This window comes from Kosakonia beeri, from assembly GCF_054165705.1.
Genome location: NZ_CM135106.1, coordinates 4549406 through 4567981 on the forward strand (window position 1 = coordinate 4549406; position 18576 = coordinate 4567981).

18 protein-coding genes are annotated in these 18576 nt (G+C 54.9%); 4 read left to right on the forward strand and 14 right to left on the reverse strand.

What is annotated here, in order from left to right; genetic code table 11:
• Positions 1 to 33: 33 nt before the first annotated feature.
• Entirely contained in the window at positions 34 to 903 is an 870-nt protein-coding gene (locus tag ACUY4S_RS21540) for a LysR substrate-binding domain-containing protein (RefSeq protein WP_312690398.1), read from the reverse strand.
• A 103-nt stretch (positions 904 to 1006) separates the two neighbouring features.
• On the opposite strand from ACUY4S_RS21540, the gene ACUY4S_RS21545 reads away from it, so the two are divergent.
• The gene (locus ACUY4S_RS21545) at positions 1007 to 2191 is read left to right on the forward strand and encodes an MFS transporter (RefSeq protein ID WP_458022780.1); all 1185 of its coding nucleotides are present in this window, start codon (positions 1007 to 1009) and stop codon (positions 2189 to 2191) included.
• A gap of 83 nt (positions 2192 to 2274) precedes the next feature.
• Here the strand turns inward: ACUY4S_RS21545 and ssb1 are convergent, their stop codons facing one another.
• A complete protein-coding gene (ssb1, locus tag ACUY4S_RS21550; RefSeq protein WP_017459456.1) occupies positions 2275 to 2799 on the reverse strand; it encodes a single-stranded DNA-binding protein SSB1 in 525 nt (174 codons plus the stop codon).
• A 257-nt stretch (positions 2800 to 3056) separates the two neighbouring features.
• Here ssb1 and uvrA point away from each other — a divergent pair, with 257 nt between their 5' ends.
• Positions 3057 to 5882, forward strand: coding sequence for an excinuclease ABC subunit UvrA (gene uvrA / locus ACUY4S_RS21555; protein ID WP_312690406.1), 2826 nt, complete (start codon positions 3057 to 3059; stop codon positions 5880 to 5882).
• Here uvrA and ACUY4S_RS21560 read toward each other — a convergent pair whose 3' ends face one another.
• The 8 genes from ACUY4S_RS21560 to dnaB form a co-directional block, all read right to left on the reverse strand.
• Positions 5883 to 6236, reverse strand: a complete 354-nt coding sequence (locus ACUY4S_RS21560; RefSeq protein WP_312690407.1) for an MmcQ/YjbR family DNA-binding protein — start codon at positions 6234 to 6236, stop codon at positions 5883 to 5885.
• Between the two features lie 226 nt (positions 6237 to 6462).
• Positions 6463 to 6879: a secondary thiamine-phosphate synthase enzyme YjbQ gene (locus tag ACUY4S_RS21565; RefSeq protein WP_458022779.1), complete on the reverse strand. Its 417-nt coding sequence runs from the start codon at positions 6877 to 6879 to the stop codon at positions 6463 to 6465.
• Positions 6880 to 6947: 68 nt separating this feature from the next.
• Positions 6948 to 7658 carry an acid phosphatase AphA gene (aphA, locus tag ACUY4S_RS21570; RefSeq protein ID WP_458022777.1) on the reverse strand — a complete coding sequence of 237 codons (711 nt, stop codon included), beginning with the start codon at positions 7656 to 7658 and terminating at the stop codon, positions 6948 to 6950.
• 188 nt (positions 7659 to 7846) lie between these two features.
• Complete coding sequence (tyrB, locus tag ACUY4S_RS21575) at positions 7847 to 9040, reverse strand: aromatic amino acid transaminase (RefSeq protein ID WP_312690413.1); 1194 nt, start codon at positions 9038 to 9040, stop codon at positions 7847 to 7849.
• A 100-nt stretch (positions 9041 to 9140) separates the two neighbouring features.
• Positions 9141 to 10145: an AAA family ATPase gene (locus ACUY4S_RS21580; RefSeq protein WP_312690415.1), complete on the reverse strand. Its 1005-nt coding sequence runs from the start codon at positions 10143 to 10145 to the stop codon at positions 9141 to 9143.
• Entirely contained in the window at positions 10142 to 10699 is a 558-nt protein-coding gene (gene pnuC, locus ACUY4S_RS21585) for a nicotinamide riboside transporter PnuC (protein ID WP_312690416.1), read from the reverse strand. Before pnuC ends, ACUY4S_RS21580 begins: the two co-directional genes overlap by 4 nt.
• A 12-nt stretch (positions 10700 to 10711) precedes the next feature.
• Positions 10712 to 11791 carry an alanine racemase gene (alr, locus tag ACUY4S_RS21590; protein ID WP_312690418.1) on the reverse strand — a complete coding sequence of 360 codons (1080 nt, stop codon included), beginning with the start codon at positions 11789 to 11791 and terminating at the stop codon, positions 10712 to 10714.
• Between the two features lie 91 nt (positions 11792 to 11882).
• Complete coding sequence (dnaB, locus tag ACUY4S_RS21595) at positions 11883 to 13289, reverse strand: replicative DNA helicase (RefSeq protein WP_312690420.1); 1407 nt, start codon at positions 13287 to 13289, stop codon at positions 11883 to 11885.
• A gap of 68 nt (positions 13290 to 13357) precedes the next feature.
• Between dnaB and ACUY4S_RS21600 the strand changes: the two genes are divergently transcribed.
• Positions 13358 to 14341 (forward strand): quinone oxidoreductase, encoded by a 984-nt coding sequence (locus ACUY4S_RS21600; protein ID WP_312690422.1) that lies wholly within the window; start codon positions 13358 to 13360, stop codon positions 14339 to 14341.
• A gap of 189 nt (positions 14342 to 14530) precedes the next feature.
• Here the strand turns inward: ACUY4S_RS21600 and pspG are convergent, their stop codons facing one another.
• The 3 genes from pspG to ACUY4S_RS21615 form a co-directional block, all read right to left on the reverse strand.
• On the reverse strand, positions 14531 to 14773 hold the full coding sequence (gene pspG / locus ACUY4S_RS21605; protein WP_312690423.1) for an envelope stress response protein PspG: 243 nt from the start codon (positions 14771 to 14773) through the stop codon (positions 14531 to 14533).
• Between the two features lie 133 nt (positions 14774 to 14906).
• Positions 14907 to 15905 carry a tRNA dihydrouridine(20/20a) synthase DusA gene (gene dusA / locus ACUY4S_RS21610; protein ID WP_458022776.1) on the reverse strand — a complete coding sequence of 333 codons (999 nt, stop codon included), beginning with the start codon at positions 15903 to 15905 and terminating at the stop codon, positions 14907 to 14909.
• A gap of 82 nt (positions 15906 to 15987) precedes the next feature.
• Complete coding sequence (locus ACUY4S_RS21615; protein WP_312690426.1) at positions 15988 to 17304, reverse strand: conjugal transfer protein TraF; 1317 nt, start codon at positions 17302 to 17304, stop codon at positions 15988 to 15990.
• 285 nt (positions 17305 to 17589) lie between these two features.
• Between ACUY4S_RS21615 and zur the strand changes: the two genes are divergently transcribed.
• Positions 17590 to 18105 carry a zinc uptake transcriptional repressor Zur gene (gene zur / locus ACUY4S_RS21620; RefSeq protein ID WP_312690428.1) on the forward strand — a complete coding sequence of 172 codons (516 nt, stop codon included), beginning with the start codon at positions 17590 to 17592 and terminating at the stop codon, positions 18103 to 18105.
• A gap of 130 nt (positions 18106 to 18235) precedes the next feature.
• Here the strand turns inward: zur and ACUY4S_RS21625 are convergent, their stop codons facing one another.
• Positions 18236 to 18445, reverse strand: a complete 210-nt coding sequence (locus tag ACUY4S_RS21625; protein ID WP_312690516.1) for a CsbD family protein — start codon at positions 18443 to 18445, stop codon at positions 18236 to 18238.
• Positions 18446 to 18576 lie beyond the last annotated feature (131 nt).

Sequence of the window (18576 nt, forward strand, 5' to 3'; positions counted from 1 at the left end):
CTGCAAAACCCCGCCTGGCGGGGTTTTTTCGTTTTATTCGCCATAACAGGTCAGCCAGTCAATAAAGGTTCTGACCGTGTCATCGTCCCGCTCGCCGGGCAGCAGGAAATAATTGCCGGTTTTTATTTTTTGCTGCGGAAAAGGTGAAACCAGACGCCCTGCGGCAAGATGCCGGGCGCAAAACAGATGCGGGATCACGGCCAGGCCGAGGCCATCTTCCGCGGCCTGGATGGCAGCGAACGTTTGATCGAGCGTGATCGGCTGCACATCAGGATCGAGCCTTACCCGATGAGCGTCCAGCCAGTACTGCCACAAATCTTCCCGCGCCCGGATATGGATCATGGTATGCCCGCGAAGATCATCCGCTGCACGTACAGCGTGCTGTTGCAGATAAGCCTGGCTGCAAACCAGCACGCTGTGTTCCTGCAGAAAAGGGATCGCTTTCAGCCCGGTAAAATGAGCCGGATCGCGGCGGATCGCCACATCGAAAAGCGCGCTGCGGTTCACCGCGCCCATACCGGTTGTGACCTCCACCGAGATATCCGGATGTGCCTCATTAAACGCCGCCAGCCTGGGCATCAGCCAGTGCATGGCAAACGTTGGCAGGCTTTGCACTACCAGGATGTGCGAGCGGGCATGCGCTGTTACGGCCTGTTCCGCTGCCGCGAGCTCTTGCAAGAGACGCGACGCCACTCGGGAAAAGACCACGCCAGCTTGCGTCAACCGGACGTACCGGTGCCCGCGATAAAACAGCGCCACACCTAACTTCGCCTCCAGGCTACGAATGTGTCGGCTCACTGCGCCAGTGGTCAGGAACAGTTCTTCTGCCGCAGCACTGAAACTTTCCAGCCGCGCCGCCGCTTCGAATGACGGAAGATGGGGTAGAGAGAGTAATCTTTTCATTGGTTGATTTTAGCTCAACCAACCTTAAGAAAAATGATCGTTTGTCACGCCCCGGAAGCCGTTCTTACCATGTGCTATTCAGTGAGATCCGGTGTGGCCAAAAATGAAACCCTTTCACGCGTTATGTATCAGTCGAGTGGGTACCTGCCTTGGTACAATGGCTTTTGCCGGTGCATTGCCGGTTTTTAGCCGCGAGTGGCAACTGAATGCGACCGACGCCGGAAGCATACAGACAGTGTTCAGTCTTACTAACGCGGGCGCGTTATTGGTGACCTCCTGGTTGAGTGACACGCATGGCGCACGCAAAATTTACCTGCTTTTTTCATGGCTGGGCTGCATCGCATTATTGCTGTTTGCTCTTTTTGCCGACTCGTATGCCAGCGCCCTGTTGATGATGGCCTTTGTCGGCCTGACCCAGGGCGGTGCTTACACGCCCGCCATGCTGCTGGCAATAAAGATGAACCGCGCGCCAAAGCGCGGCTATGCGCTGGGCATGATCCTTGCCGCCGGGTCGCTGGGATACCTGCTTTCGGTGTTTCTCTCCGGCTGGAGCGCATTGCGCTGGGGAGCATCTGCAGTGTTTTACCTGTGCGCGGTAGGCGCATTTATCGGCGCGTTATCCGGCACGCTGGCGCTCGCCTCGTTCGATGCGCGAACCCCGGTTTTCGCACCATGTTATGTTCCAGCAAAAGGCTATGCACTCAAAGGTGGCGCATTTTTACTGCTCGTCGGTTACATCGCCCACTGCTGGGAATTACTGGGAAACTGGGCGTGGACGCCAGCCCTCCTAGTTCAGGTCTTACAACCTTTCTCTTTTTCGCCCCTCATCGCCGGGTTTATCGTGGCAGTGGTTGTGCATCTGGCGGGGATGTTTGCCACACTTATCGTTGGCACAATTTCAGACTATTTTGACCGTTCTATCATATTGATCTTTATCGGCGGGATCGGTGCAGTGTGCTCTTTGTTGCTGGGATGGTCAGTGAGTTGGGGGGTGGGCTGGACGCTGTGGCTGGCTTTTATAGCGAGCTTTTTTATTCTCGGCGATTCCGGCGTGCTCTCAGCGGCCATTGCCGACAATGTACCCGCTCCCGTGCTGGGGCGGATCATGGGGCTGCGTTCGTTGCTGGGGTTCGGTATTGGCTCGCTTGCCCCGCTCTCATTTGGCATGGCAATGGATGCCAGCCGCCGCTGGGATGTGGCATACAGTGTGCTGGCTGCCGGTGGCGCGACGGCGTTCATCTCTGCCCTGTTGCTACATTTTTATGGCCGGCAACGCACTGCATCGTGACAATCCATCCCTGCCTGTAAGGAATGTAGCAGCGACAATAAAAAACCCCGCATAGCGGGGTTTGTGTTGTCTGATGGATAAAATCAGAACGGAATGTCGTCGTCGAAATCCATCGGCGGTTCGTTAGACGGAGCCGGGGCAGATTGCTGCTGCGGGCGAGACTGCGCGCCGCCGCTGAACTGGTTGCCGCCCTGCGGCTGTTGAGGCTGGCCCCAGCCGCCCTGCTGCTGGCCGCCGCCTGCCGGTGCACCGCCGCCCTGGCGACCACCCAGCATTTGCATCGTACCGCCAACGTTAACCACCACTTCAGTGGTGTATTTTTCCTGACCGGATTGATCGGTCCATTTGCGGGTACGCAGCTGGCCTTCGATATATACCTGAGAACCTTTACGCAGGTATTCACCCGCGACTTCGGCCAGTTTGCCAAACAGCACAACACGGTGCCATTCAGTCTGCTCTTTGGTTTCACCGGTCTGCTTGTCACGCCAGGATTCGGAAGTAGCCAGCGTAATGTTGGCCACTGCGCCACCACTCGGCATATAGCGTACTTCCGGGTCCTGGCCCAGATTACCGACGAGAATCACCTTGTTTACGCCTCTGCTGGCCATGATCGTGTCTCCTGAAAACGTTTCTTAGTAGTGTAAACGCGCGAGTGTACCATTTCCATATGGCTTATTGATAGCTGCGAAGCTGGTTCCAGAGATCTCTCGCGGGGGGCATATTTTGACATACTTGCACGGAACATGCATGTGAATACTGTATATTCATTCAGGTTAAATTGTGTCATAATTAGCCGTTTCAGACCGCCGGTTGTCCTTCAAACACACCGGGCAAAAAGTGTTCCTCCGGGTAAAAGGTGAATGGATTGGATAAGATAGAAGTACGGGGCGCCCGCACCCATAATCTCAAAAACATCAACCTCGTCATCCCTCGCGACAAACTGATCGTTGTCACCGGGCTTTCGGGTTCTGGCAAGTCCTCGCTGGCTTTTGACACGCTTTATGCAGAAGGGCAGCGCCGTTATGTTGAGTCGCTTTCCGCATATGCACGCCAGTTTTTGTCGCTGATGGAAAAACCGGACGTCGACCACATTGAAGGCCTGTCGCCTGCTATCTCCATTGAGCAGAAGTCAACCTCGCATAACCCACGCTCGACCGTCGGTACCATTACAGAAATCCACGATTATCTGCGTCTGCTGTTCGCCCGTGTTGGTGAACCACGCTGCCCGGATCACGACGTGCCGCTGGCGGCGCAAACCGTCAGCCAGATGGTGGATAACGTCCTGTCACAACCGGAAGGCAAGCGCCTGATGCTGTTGGCGCCGGTGATCAAAGAACGTAAAGGCGAGCACACCAAAACGCTGGAAAACCTTGCCAGCCAGGGCTATATCCGCGCCCGTATCGACGGTGAAGTCTGCGATCTGTCCGATCCGCCGCAACTGGAACTGCAAAAGAAACACACTATCGAAGTAGTGATTGACCGCTTCAAGGTGCGTAGCGATCTGGCGCAGCGCCTGGCGGAATCGTTTGAAACTGCGCTGGAGCTTTCCGGCGGTACGGCCGTGGTTGCCGATATGGATGAGCCGACCGCAGAAGAATTGCTCTTTTCCGCCAACTTCGCCTGCCCGATTTGCGGCTACAGCATGCGTGAGCTTGAGCCGCGCCTGTTCTCATTTAATAACCCGGCGGGGGCATGCCCGACCTGTGATGGCCTGGGCGTACAGCAATATTTCGATCCTGACCGCGTTATCCAGAACCCGGAGTTATCCCTGGCTGGCGGTGCGATCCGCGGCTGGGATCGCCGCAACTTCTACTATTTCCAGATGCTCAAATCGCTCGCGGAGCACTACAAGTTCGACGTGGAAGCCTCGTGGGACAGCCTGAGCGCCAACGTACAGAAAGTTATACTGTTTGGTTCTGGTAAAGAGTCGATTGAATTCAAATACATGAACGATCGCGGGGACACCTCCGTGCGTCGACACCCGTTTGAAGGCGTGCTGCATAATATGGAGCGGCGCTATAAAGAGACGGAATCCAGTGCGGTGCGCGAAGAGCTGGCGAAGTTTATCAGCAACCGTCCATGCGCCTCGTGTGAAGGCACACGCCTGCGCCGCGAAGCACGCCATGTCTTTGTCGAAAATACCCCGCTGCCGGCCATCTCCGACATGAGTATTGGCCATGCGATGGACTTCTTCAACAACCTGAAACTTTCCGGCCAGCGGGCAAAAATCGCTGAAAAAGTACTGAAAGAGATTGGCGACCGTCTGAAGTTTCTTGTCAACGTCGGCCTGAATTACCTGACGCTGTCCCGCTCGGCGGAAACCCTTTCCGGCGGCGAGGCGCAGCGTATTCGTCTGGCGAGCCAGATTGGCGCAGGTCTGGTAGGAGTGATGTACGTGCTGGATGAGCCCTCCATCGGTCTGCACCAGCGCGATAATGAACGTCTGCTCGGCACGCTGGTTCACTTACGTAATCTCGGCAATACGGTCATCGTCGTTGAGCATGACGAAGACGCTATTCGCGCAGCGGATCATGTTATTGATATTGGGCCGGGCGCCGGTGTACATGGCGGCCAGGTTGTCGCAGAAGGCCCCCTGGACGCCATCATGGCCGTACCAGAATCGCTGACCGGCCAGTACATGAGCGGTAAGCGCAAAATTGAGGTGCCCAAACAGCGTGTGCCGGCCGATCCGGCAAAAGTCCTGAAACTGACCGGGGCGCGCGGCAATAACCTGAAAGACGTGACGCTGACGCTGCCTGTAGGCCTGTTTACCTGTATTACCGGGGTTTCTGGCTCCGGTAAATCAACGCTGATAAACGACACGCTGTTCCCCATCGCGCAGCGCCAGTTGAACGGCGCCACCATCGCCGAACCCGCGCCTTACCGCGATATTCAGGGGCTGGAACATTTCGACAAGGTAATCGATATTGACCAGAGCCCGATTGGTCGTACACCACGTTCCAACCCGGCAACCTACACGGGTGTGTTTACGCCCGTGCGCGAATTGTTTGCCGGTGTACCGGAGTCCCGTTCACGGGGTTATACACCGGGTCGCTTCAGCTTCAACGTCCGCGGGGGTCGCTGCGAAGCCTGCCAGGGTGATGGGGTCATCAAAGTGGAGATGCACTTCCTGCCGGATATCTACGTGCCGTGCGACCAGTGCAAAGGCAAACGCTATAACCGCGAAACGCTGGAGATCAAATACAAAGGCAAGACCATCCACGAAGTGCTGGATATGACCATCGAAGAAGCCCGTGAATTCTTCGATGCGGTTCCGGCTCTGGCGCGTAAACTGCAAACGTTGATGGATGTTGGCCTGACGTATATTCGTCTTGGGCAGTCCGCCACCACGCTTTCCGGCGGTGAAGCACAGCGCGTGAAACTGGCGCGCGAGTTATCGAAGCGCGGCACCGGGCAAACGCTCTATATCCTCGATGAACCGACAACCGGCCTGCACTTTGCCGACATTCAGCAATTGCTGGACGTGCTGCACCAGTTGCGGGATCAGGGCAACACCATTGTGGTGATTGAACATAACCTGGATGTAATCAAAACGGCGGACTGGATTGTCGATTTGGGGCCGGAAGGTGGTAGCGGCGGCGGAGAGATCCTTGTCTCAGGTACGCCGGAAACCGTCGCCGAATGCGAAGCCTCGCACACGGCGCGATTCCTCAAGCCGATGCTGAAGTAATCACACGGTATATTGCTGTCTGAGCGGTTCAGGCAGCAATTCCATCGCCTGCTGATAGGAAGCATCCACCAGATAGTAAATCTGCGAATCCGGTAACGATCCATCAAGATACACCGTGCTCCAGTGAGCCTTATTTAAATGGCGACTGGGGCGCACATCCGCATGCTGTTGGCGCAACAGTTCCGCTAATTCCGGGCTGGTTTTTAACGACACTGCCGGGCGACCTTCGATCTCCTTCACCATCGCGAAAAGCACATCAGCGACCTTGATCTGCGTCGCTTTCCAGTCACTGTGCACGCTCTGCTCAGCCCCGGCTTTCGCCATGCAATATTGGAGTAACTCCGAGATTGTCATCTTTTTTTCCTTGTCATGCCGCGGCCCGTTACCGCGAACGGCTGAAATGGTTATTTAAGCGTAGTGCATTGAAGAAAAAATCGACGATTGTTACAAATCCTGACACTCCGGGTGCCCTTACCGGACAGTAAACATAGCGGAACGGGCAAGAACAGCTGCATAAACGCGCTCGCGTTACGTTGCGATCGGGCAACAGAAGCGCGCCAGGAGAAAGTAAGACAGGTTTTTATTCCCCTTGCAGCGTCGCGATAATTTTCCGTGCCCCGCCGTGAATGCGATGCTCTCCCAGCCAAATCCCCTGCCATGTACCCAGTTGTACCTTCCCGTTTTGCACCGGCAACAACAGCGAGACGCCAAGCACCGAGGACTTAATATGCGATGGCATATCATCCGGCCCTTCGTAATCATGCTCGTAGTGCGCATTGTCCGGCACGGCTTTCAGGAAATGCTGTTCCATATCGTGGCGCACGGTGGGATCGCAGTTTTCATTAAGCGTGAGAGACGCCGACGTATGCTGAAGCAGCAGGTGTAATAAGCCAACGCGCACGTGGGAAACATCGCGGATTTGCCCCAGCACCTCCTCAGTGACCAGGTGAAAACCGCGCGACTTCGCACCAAGCGTAAGCGTTTGTTGGTACCACATAGGCAGTTCCTTAATCGACAGTGAAAACGCTTTAAGTGTGCAGCATCTCGCCAAAAGGTAAAGCCTGTTCAATAATCGGAATTAACGATCACCTCTTCACCCAGCGCACCGGCCTGCGGTAAAGGCCGATAAGTGGAGTTGGATGCGCGTAATACGCGGATTGGCCGGGCTTCGCTCTCGCGCGCAGCGGTGATGTCGCTGTCGGAATCGCCGTAGAAAATGCGGATCTGTTTGGCCTTCAGCCACTGGGTTTTATTGTTCTGCCCTGGCTGATCACCCGCAAAGATCACCGGGTTCATATTCGCTGCAGGAATGAGAAAATCATCCTGCAGTGTTTTTGTTACCGTTTCGGTTTTTGTCGCGCTGCGGCCGGTAATGAAATAAATGCTGTCGCCGCGCTTCACGTGCATGGCAATCAGTTGACGCGCGACCTCTTTCGGAATGCTGAATTCATCCCAGCCATTGTTCATCTTTTCCCAAAATGCCGGGTTATGTAGATATTCGTCGCTGTTGGGTGACCAGGTTTTTTTACCGCGCCAGAAGCCAGGACTGGAAAACAATACGGTGTCATCAATATCAAACCCGACCGCCATCGGCGGGCGCTCGACCAGCGAGCGTTCGATTTGGGCAACCGAGACCCAGTGAACAGGGGCTTGTTCAGCCAGTTTTGCGACAGTGGTGCCCTCGCTGGCAGGCGTTGGCGCTGAGGCATATGCCAGCGCGCCGCCGAAGCTAAACCACAGGCAGGCGGCGCTGAGAGCGAGTGTGAACTTTCGCATATTTATCCCTAATTTATCAGTTCGTTATATTTTATAAATGTTGCGAATGGTCAAAAGCCTTTCCGACCATAACCCCAGCGGCAGGTGAAACAAAGAATTTTCTGCGGATAAATACAGGAATGAGAGAGTACGGGAGGAAATTATCCCCTGCCGGGAGCAGGGGATCGGGCCTAAAAGTAAGTATTCACTTACATTACGGCGGCAAATGCCTGCGCAACGCGATGCACATTGCGGCCATTCAACCCGGCAACACAAATACGCCCGCTGGCGACCAGATAGACGCCAAACTCTTCGCGCAACCTTTCAACCTGGGCTGCGCTCAGGCCAGTGTAGCTGAACATACCGCGCTGCTTGAGCAGGTAGTCAAAATTGCCGCCCGGCACCGCCTCTTTCAGCACCTTCACCAGTTCCTGACGCATGGCCAGGATACGTGTACGCATGGCTTCCACTTCCGCCAGCCACGATGCTTTCAGACCGGCATCGCTCAGTACCATCGCCACCAGCTGCGCGCCAAAATTCGGCGGGCTGGAGTAGTTACGGCGCACCGTTGCTTTTAATTGACCAAGCACACGGTCCGCCGCCTCCGCGTCTTCGCAGACCACCGATAAACCGCCAACACGCTCGCCATAGAGAGAAAAAATCTTCGAGAAAGAGTTGCTCACCAGTGCAGGCAGCCCGGCACGGGCCATCGCGCGGATGGCATACGCATCGTCTTCCATGCCTGCGCCAAAACCCTGATAGGCAATATCGAGGAACGGGATCAGATTGCGCGCTTTTGCCACCGACACCACCTCATCCCATTGCGCGTGGGTCAAATCCGCGCCAGTAGGATTGTGGCAACAAGGGTGAAGCAGGACGATGCTTTGTTCCGGCAGCGTGTTCAGCTTTTCCAGGAACGCGTCGAAACGCACACCATTGGTGACTTCATCGTACCAAGGGTAAGTGCTCACTACGAACCCGGCGCCTTCAAAAATGGCGATGTGGTTCTCCCATGTTGGATCACTGACCCATACTGCGGAGTCCGGGAAGTAACGTTTCAGAAAATCTGCGCCCACTTTCAGTGCGCCGGAGCCTCCCAGCGTCTGCACGGTGGCGACGCGTTTTTGCGCCAGTACCGGATGATCCGCGCCGAACAGCAGCGGAGCGATAGCGTGGCGGTAGCTGTTCAGCCCTTCCATCGGCAGGTAAAGTGAAGCGCCATGCGGCTGTGCATTAAGGCGGGCTTCCGCTTCAGCCACGGCTTGTAAGCGCGGAATGATGCCATCTTCGTTGTAATACAGCCCGATGCTGAGGTTTACTTTGTCGCTACGCGGATCTTCTTTGAAACGCTCCATGAGCGAGAGGATCGGATCGCCAGCATAGGCGTCAACTTTCTGAAACACGCGTGTATTCTCCAGGTTTACAGTAGGCAGGAACCACCACAATAAACTGGAAGTTCAGCAAGGTCGAGAGGAGTGCTGGCGGCAACAAAAAATAAGCGCGTCAGCTGCCTGCCACGGCGAGAATTTGCGCTACGCGCTGGCTGACAGAACCCCGTACCCGCATAAAAGGTACGCCGCGCTGCGTCAGCTGTTCCACATACCAGGCCTGCTGGCGCTGGCGGAAGGTCTCATCCTGGCGCGTGCCATCCTGAACAAAGGGAAAATCATCCTCGCAAAGCACCACCAGATGATAGGACCGCTGCGCCAGCGTAAAGAGTGCATCAGGCGCTTTGCCGAACATCTCCAACGTATAAAATAACGTCGTCAGCGGCGAGGTATCGCACACCAGCCAGCGCACGGCATCGGCGTTGTCTTCACGGGCAACCTGGGTTTGCGCAATCGGCAGCATATCGTCATACGCCAGTTCACCGCCTTTTTCTTCCCAACGCTCACGTCCGTACTCCGCAACAAAAGCAGTGCCAAGCGCCTGGGCCAGTGCTGCGCTGAGCGTACTTTTACCGGTGGATTCCCCGCCAAGCAGGCAAATACGCTTTACAAAATCACGGTACACCACCGGCGACAACATCTGACGCCAGCGATGAACATCGCCGCGGATCAGCGTGCCGGACGGCGCGTGTGCGCCCTGCTCACGCTGCAAACGCACATGTGTTACAGGCTGTGCAAAACGCTCACTGAGTACCTGCGCAAACCCTTCACCATACGCTTCAGCCGTGAAGACTGCCTGCGGGCGGCAGCGCAGCACCTGCAAACAGAGATCGGCCATATAGTGCCGATGGAGGGAGTCTGGTGCGTCGTTATGCGGTAACGCGCCCAGTCCCCAGGACGTTACGCGCTCAGGCGTCAGCACGACAACCCCGCACTGCGGGAATCGCGCTTGCAGCCAGTGTTCGCGTTTGTCGGGTTCACAACCGGGCAGTTCTGGCTGCGAATAACTGATCAGCCAGACACGCTCACACTGCGCCAGCGCAGCATTGATTAGCCGCTCATGCCCACAATGCAAGGGCGCAAATTTACCGACCACCAGCCCGCTGGCGAAGCGCTTCATCGTGCCGCCAGCGCCTTACGCCACTGGTACAACCCATGCCAGGCATTACACCAGAACACAAGATACAACCCGGCGGTTAGCCACAAGTCGCGTGCGGCATAGAGCGGAACGGCGATAGTGTTGACCAGCAGCCAAAAGTACCAGCTCTCCAGCCGACGCCCCATCAGCATAAACTGCGCCAGTACGCTGAACACCATAATGGTGGAGTCCAGCCACGGCGACCACGCATTGGTAAAACGGTGCAACAACCAGGCATATCCTGCGGCCACCACCAGCGCACCAGCAAACATTGGCAACAGGTGACTGAAAGGCGTTTTGCGTACGGCCAGTTCATGGCCATGATTACCTTTCAGCCAGTTGATCCATCCGGCGATACTGCTGGCAATAAAGAACAGTTGCAGCGTGACGTCGGCATACAACTGCACGGAGTAAAACACCCAGCCATACAGCACACAACCGATGATCCCTGTCCACCAGGTGTGCATATTGTTGCGGGCGGCAAGCCATACAGAGAGGGCATACGCCAGGCAGGCGGCAATTTCCATCGGTGACACGCGGCGTTCCTTTTAATCGAGGTATTTCAGTGTCGCCCTGGTCGTCAGGCGAGTAATAAGTTCGTAAGCACTCACATTCGTGACGTCTGCGATGCGCTCAACGGGCAGCCCTTCTCCCCAGAGCATCACTTCATCCCCGGCGCGGTCCTGCGCCTGCGGCCCCAAATCAACGCAAATCATATCCATTGCCACACGCCCAACGATGGGCACTTCGCGACCATTTATCAGTACGGGCGTCCCCGAAGGTGCTGCCCGCGGGTAACCGTCGCCGTAACCCATGGCGACCACGCCCAGGCGGGTGTCTCGCGGGCTCTGCCACGTTCCCCCGTAGCCAACAGGATCGCCCGCTTTATGCTCGCGCACGGCAATCAGCTTTGACGTTAGCGTCATTACCGGCTGGAAACCAAAATCGGCCCCACGGGAGTGCCCCCCCAGCGGCGAAACACCGTAGAGGATAATGCCAGGACGAACCCAGTCGAAGTGCGATTGCGGAAACAGCAGCGTACCGCCGGAGGCCGCAATGCTGCGTAAACCGGGTTTACCGTCCGTAAAGGTCGTGAAGAGATCTAACTGGCGTTCTGTCGCACCACACTCCGGCTCATCAGCACGGGCAAAGTGGCTGGCAACATTCACCGGCAGGCGGACATTTTTGCATTGCGACAACCGGGTATAAAACGCGTCGGCTTCGTGGGGATGCACGCCCAGGCGATGCATGCCGGTATCAAGTTTCATCCATACCGTTACCGGTTCGCTGAGGGTGGCGCTTTCCAGTGCCGCCAGTTGTTCGACGCTGTGGATAATCGTCTGCAGGTGGTGGTCAGCCACCAGAGGCAAATCCTCCGCCGAGAAGAACCCCTCCAGCAATAGGATCGGCTGGGTGATCCCCCCCGCACGCAGTTCAAGGGCTTCTTCGAGACGGGAGACGCCAAAAGCGTCAGCATCAGGGAGCGTTCGCGCGGTCTCAACAAGACCGTGTCCATAGGCGTTCGCTTTCACGACCGCAACCAGTCGGCTGGCAGGAGCCAGTTCGCGTAGACGTTGCAGATTGTGTCGCAGAGCGCGGCGATTCACTACTACGGTTGCCGCTTGCATTTTTTTCCTTAATAACAGAATGTCCGGCAGCTATGAGGCCGGGGTGAGCTGGCGTAGTCAACGCCCCTGCGGCACAAAAGATGAAGAACCATTATTCGTCATCGTATTGCGGCCCCGCATAATTATCAAAACGCGACCATTGCCCGTTAAATGTCAGACGTACCGTCCCGATAGGGCCGTTACGCTGCTTACCAATAATGATTTCCGCAATGCCTTTTAAGTCACTGTTTTCGTGATAAACCTCATCACGGTAGATAAACATGATTAAGTCGGCATCCTGCTCAATGGAGCCGGATTCACGCAAGTCGGAGTTTACCGGTCGTTTGTCGGCGCGCTGTTCAAGTGAACGGTTAAGCTGCGACAGCGCAACGACGGGCACTTGCAACTCTTTCGCCAGCGCTTTCAACGATCGGGAGATTTCGGCGATTTCCAGTGTACGGTTGTCCGACAATGACGGAACGCGCATGAGCTGAAGGTAGTCGATCATAATAAGCCCAATGCCGCCATGTTCGCGGGCAATACGCCGCGCACGGGAGCGCACTTCCGTCGGCGTCAGGCCGGAGGAGTCATCAATATAGATATTGCGTTTTTCCAGCAGGATCCCCATGGTGCCGGAAATGCGCGCCCAGTCTTCATCATCCAGTTGGCCGGTACGAATACGCGTCTGATCGACACGCGACAGTGAAGCCAGAGAACGCATCATAATCTGTTCGGAGGGCATCTCAAGACTGAAGATCAGGACCGGTTTATCCTGCAACATGGCCGCGTTTTCGACGAGGTTCATGGCAAAGGTCGTTTTCCCCATCGATGGACGCGCGGCAACGATAATCAGATCCGACGGCTGCAAACCGGCTGTTTTTTTATTGAGATCATCGTACCCGGTGTTCACCCCGGTCACGCCATCGTGCGGTTGCTGAAAAAGTAGCTCAATACGCGCTACGGTCGCTTCCAGTACGTCAGCGATATTTTTCGGGCCTTCGTCTTTATTGGCGCGGCTTTCGGCGATTTTAAATACCCGAGACTCTGCCAGATCGAGCAAGTCTTCACTGGTACGCCCCTGCGGATCAAAGCCGGCGCTGGCGATTTCATTCGCCACAGCGATCATCTCACGGACAACCGCACGTTCGCGCACGATGTCAGCATAAGCGCTAATATTCGCTGCACTTGGCGTATTTTTGGACAGCTCCGCCAGGTAGGCAAAACCGCCCACAATGTCTAACTGCCCCTGTAGCTCCAAAGACTCCGCCAGGGTAATGAGGTCGATGGGTTTACCCATCTCCTGCAGGCGGTGCATCTCAGTAAAAATATGGCGGTGCGGGCGGGTATAAAAATCGTCGGCAACAACGCGCTCGGCGACATCGTCCCAACGTTCGTTGTCCAGCATTAAACCGCCCAACACCGACTGCTCCGCTTCGATGGAATGCGGAGGCACTTTCATCCCCTCGACCTGGAAATCACGGGGCTCAGTCTGTTTGTTGAAGGGTTTATTTCCTGCCATAGTGAATGGAGCTACCAAGGTAATGAATGGTTCGAAAGATTATCACAGCACTGAGTTCAGGAGGAAGCATGGCGACACGAATAGAATTTCACAAGCATGGCGGCCCCGATGTACTGAAAGCGGTAGAGTTTACCCCAGCGGATCCGGCGGAACACGAAATCCAGGTCGAAAACAAAGCCATTGGCATTAACTACATCGACACCTATATCCGTAGCGGTTTGTACCCGCCTCCGGCCTTACCGAGTGGCCTGGGCACCGAAGCGGCGGGCATTGTCAGCAAAGTGGGAAGTGCCGTCACACACATTAAAGCGGGCGATCGCGTGGTGTATGCGCAATCAGGGCTGGGTGCCTACAGTTCAGTGCACAACGTGGTTGCCGATAAAGCGGCAATCCTGCCTAATCCCATCTCGTTTGAGCAGGCTGCAGCCTCTTACCTGAAAGGATTAACGGTCTTTTATCTGTTGCGTAAAACCTGGGAAATCAAACCCGACGAAGTGTTTCTGTTCCATGCGGCGGCGGGCGGCGTCGGGCTTATCGCCTGCCAGTGGGCGAAAGCGCTGGGCGCAAAACTCATTGGTACCGTCGGCTCAGCGCATAAAGCGCAGCGCGCGTTGCAAGCTGGCGCCTGGCAGGTGATCAACTACAGCGAAGAAAATGTGGTAGAGCGCGTTAAGGAGATCACCGGCGGCAAAAAAGTGGGCGTGGTTTACGACTCCGTCGGCAAAGACACCTGGGAAACCTCCCTCGACTGCCTGCGCCGTCGTGGGCTGATGGTCAGTTTTGGCAATGCTTCCGGCCCGGTGACTGGCGTGAATATCGGTATTCTCAACCAGAAAGGCTCACTGTATGTGACCCGCCCGTCGTTGAATGGCTATATCACGACCCGCGAAGAGTTGCAGGAAGCCAGCAATGAGTTGTTTTCCCTGATTGCCAGCGGCGTGATTAAAGTGGATGTTGCAGAAAGCCAGAAGTTTGCGCTGGAGCATGCGCAGCGCGCACATGAGGTGCTGGAGAGCCGTGCAACTCAAGGTTCCAGCCTGTTGATCCCCTGAGCTATGTAGCAGAAAGAATTAGGGCTTCCCGCGGGAAGCCCTTTCTTTTTTTAGTTCGGCTGTAGTGTAGGGTACAGCGCGATGAATTCGTTAACGTCGCGATAGTGACAGATTTGATAAGTAAATCCTATGCGGTTCTAAGCGATGCGCCTGTAAATGTTTCAGGGATGTGACGCACCACTCAATACTTTAGTAACGCCAACGGTTATTGCGTTGATAACGTGGGAGCTTCGGCTCTTTAATCGCGCGGATCACCCAGACAACCGCAATCGCCAGCAACAACCATGGCAACATTTTGATCATCAGCGCAAAAAGCCCACCGAGAAACATCACTGCCGTCGCCACCAACAGCGCGACGATGATGCCCAGCAGCGAAACGCCGGTCACCAGTAACATGACAAAAAAGCCGATAATAAATAACAGTTCCAACATGGCGCTCTCCTGGAAATAGATCGTTTGCTTTGCTATTTCAAGAAACATGCCAAAACGAGTTAGTTGATTAATAAACAAAAAATCCCGCACAGCGGCGCGGGATGTGGTGAATTTGACGAGAATGTAGTGAATTTTATCGCTTTGAGGCGACCAGATTCAGTGCGTGCTCAACAACAGTAATGTCTGCTCCAGCTTTATGGGCGTTTTCACTCAGATAGCGTCGCCACTGGCGAGCACCCGGGATCCCCTGGAATAGCCCCAACATATGACGCGTGATATGACCGAGGTATGCCCCCTGGCTCAGTTCACGCTCAATATAAGGATACATAGCACGCACGACGGCAACCGGATCGGCATCGATCACGTCTGCACCGAAAATCTCGCGATCAACCGACGCCAGTATCCCCGGGTTTTGGTAGGCTTCGCGCCCTACCATTACCCCATCCATGTGTTGCAGATGCGTTTTAGCCTCTGCCAGAGATTTAATACCGCCGTTGATCGACATTGTCAGATGCGGAAAATCTCGCTTCAACTGGTATACGCGTGGGTAATCCAGCGGCGGAATTTCGCGGTTCTCCTTCGGACTCAGTCCGGAAAGCCAGGCTTTGCGCGCATGGATAATAAAGGAGGAGCACTCGCCTTTACCGGCAACCGTACCGATAAAGTCGCAGAGGAAGGCATAGCTGTCTTGATCGTCAATACCAATGCGTGTTTTTACGGTAACGGGAATAGACACCACGTCACGCATGGCTTTAATGCAGTCTGCCACCAGCTGCGCTTCGCCCATTAAGCAGGCACCAAAGCGCCCGTTTTGCACACGATCAGACGGGCAGCCAACGTTAAGGTTAACCTCATCATAGCCGCGCGCTTCAGCAAGTTTTGCACAATGCGCCAGCTGCGCCGGATCACTGCCGCCAAGCTGCAGGGCTACCGGATGCTCTTCTTCGCTGTACGCCAGATAGTCGCCTTTGCCATGAATTATCGCCCCGGTAGTCACCATTTCGGTGTACAGCAACGTCTGGCGCGACAGCAAACGCAGAAAGTAACGGCAATGTCTGTCCGTCCAGTCGAGCATCGGCGCAATAGAGAAGCGATGAGCAGGGAAAGTAGCGGACTGTTTTTCTGGCAACATGGCGAATAATTAAGCATCGAAGGAAAAAGGGGCGCTACTATAGCACAAGCAAAACCGGAGGCGCAGCGCCTCCGGTTATTCATCAGAATGTCAGGCTCAGCTGTGCGCCCGCACCCCAGGTTTTATCTTCGCCCACCAGCCCCATCAGATCGACATGGACACGGTTAAACGGAGCAAAGCCAACACCGCCAGTGAAGACGTTTTTGTCATCGCCTTTCACATCAGCACGATAACCGGCGCGTACTGCCAGCCAGCTCAGCGGGCGAACTTCACCACCTACGCCGACATACTGAGAGTCTTTCTCGCTCTTAAAGCCTTTGGTTTCGGTTAAGTCACCATCCGCACTCAGGGTCACGAGATCGTTATGCCAGGCCACACCCGCTGTTACTACCGGGCTGATCTGGTAGGTATCTTTGTAATTTACCGTATTGCCGGTTCTGCCATTACGGATCAGTACATCTTTGGTGTCGATATCACGGGAGATCAGGTTCGTGCCGGTTAACCCGACGGTAACGTTGTCGCCAAAGTCCGCTGCGGCACCCACATCGACGTTAAAGCCGCTGTCATCGGTACGGTAACGGCTGTTGCGCCACTCGCTGCTGCGATAGTCATAAATTGAGGTGGTGTAGTTCCAGACCCAGGTTTTTTGCAGCTTTGGCGTGACGCCGAGCGACAAAGGCACACCGGCGACTTCAAACTGACGCGCGATGGCAATCCCGTAATCAGAGACGATAGCCGCACGGCCTGACGCTGTGGAGTTGAGGTTTTTAGTGATTTCATCGCTGCCGTTCGGTGAAATCACCGCGTTTAACGCTTCGGTCGTAGCGGTAACCGTATTGTTCTGAATGCCGCGCAGATAGGTAATATCCTGCTGATCTACCGCCGTGCTCACGATCGCATGCGCGTAGGCTTTAGTGACAAACGCGACCGAGAGCACATCATTCGGGATACTCACCGCGATACCCGCTGCCGCTTTTGCCCGCGCCGTTTTCCCATCCAGGAAAGTCAGCTCGTCTGCCAGGTCTTTCGCGGCGCTCTGGAACTGGCCCACGGTACCGAGCGGGTTGGCAATGACCTGCGCCGCCGTCAGGTTATCAACGACATCACGATAGCCATCAATCTTGTCGCGGATATCATCGATCTCATCGCGCAGGTTATCTTTATCCGTGATCTGCGCCTGTACACTCGGCAGGATAACGGTGATGTCATCTTCCGGTTTTGCTTTTGCGAGCAATGCCGGGTTGATCAATACCCCACTGCCATAATTTGCGGAGGCAACACCCGTCCCCCCCATTGCATCGTTACGCGCTTCCGCCCAGGTATTGGCTGCTCCCGCCTGATTTGCCACAAAAAAGGAGACAGCTAAAGCGACCACCGAAAGTTTGAGATTTTTTTTCACAGTATGCGTCTCGTAGTCAGAATGAGTTTTTTTAAGCCTGATTAGTATTTGCTAAACAGGAATGCTCTATTGCTGCGAATAACAGAGGAAAAAGTAGCTAAATCTTCTGAATGTAAGAGAAACATGCAGAAGTTATTTTTGTGATTAACGACACTATTTATTTATAGAAGAAGGTAGAAGTTTCGTGAATATATTGGCGAAAAAGAGATCCCAGGTCGCGATCTCGGCGTTTACCGCCGAACATGGTAAAGTAGCGGTTTATTGTTTTACCAACTGAGAGCGCCTATGGACAACACCACTTCGCAAGAGATGTTAGTGCAGGCTGAAAAGCTGTGCGCGCAGCGCAACGTGCGCCTGACCCCTCAGCGCCTTGAAGTGCTGCGATTAATGAGCCTGCAACAGGGGGCGATCAGCGCTTACGATCTGCTCGATTTGCTGCGCGTGAACGAGCCGCAGGCTAAACCGCCGACGGTTTACCGGGCGCTGGATTTCCTGCTGGAGCAAGGGTTTGTTCATAAAGTCGAATCGACCAACAGCTATGTACTGTGCCATTTGTTCGATCAACCCACACATACGTCTGCTATGTTCATTTGCGATCGCTGCGGGTCTGTGAAAGAGGAACAGGCGGAGGGCGTTGAGGATATTATGCACGCACTGGCGGCAAAGATGGGCTTTGCACTGCGTCACAATGTTCTGGAAGCACATGGCTTATGTGCGGCCTGTGTGGAAGTAGAATCCTGCCGTCATCCCGATCATTGTCATCATGATCACAGCATAATGGTGAAGAGAAAACCACGCTAAGCGCGATCTTAGATTAATAACGGGATGATACTCTGAATGTTCTGAGTTCACCAAAAGCTGGGAGGTACATCCATGTACCGTTGGGCAGGAGCCGTCAGAGGGTTAACACATTGAGGGTCAGTGTTGTCGGCTACCAGCGATAATCGTTACGCGTTTCCCAGTCTTTCACTTCATTCTCGGCCTGGTCTTTCGCGTAACCGTAACGTTCCTGGATTTTCCCAACCAGTTGATCACGTTTACCTTCAATGACGGTCATATCGTCATCGGTAAGTTTGCCCCATTTCTCTTTAACAGTACCTTTAAACTGTTTCCAGTTACCGCCGACTTCGTCTTTATTCATCATTGACTCCTTATCGTTCGGTTAAAAGTTACGTTCTCGTTGTGTTGAACGTACTGATAATTGTAGTCAGGAATATCGACCTTCGGGATACATTCGGAATCTTTAACCATCCAGGGCATTCCGGACAGTGG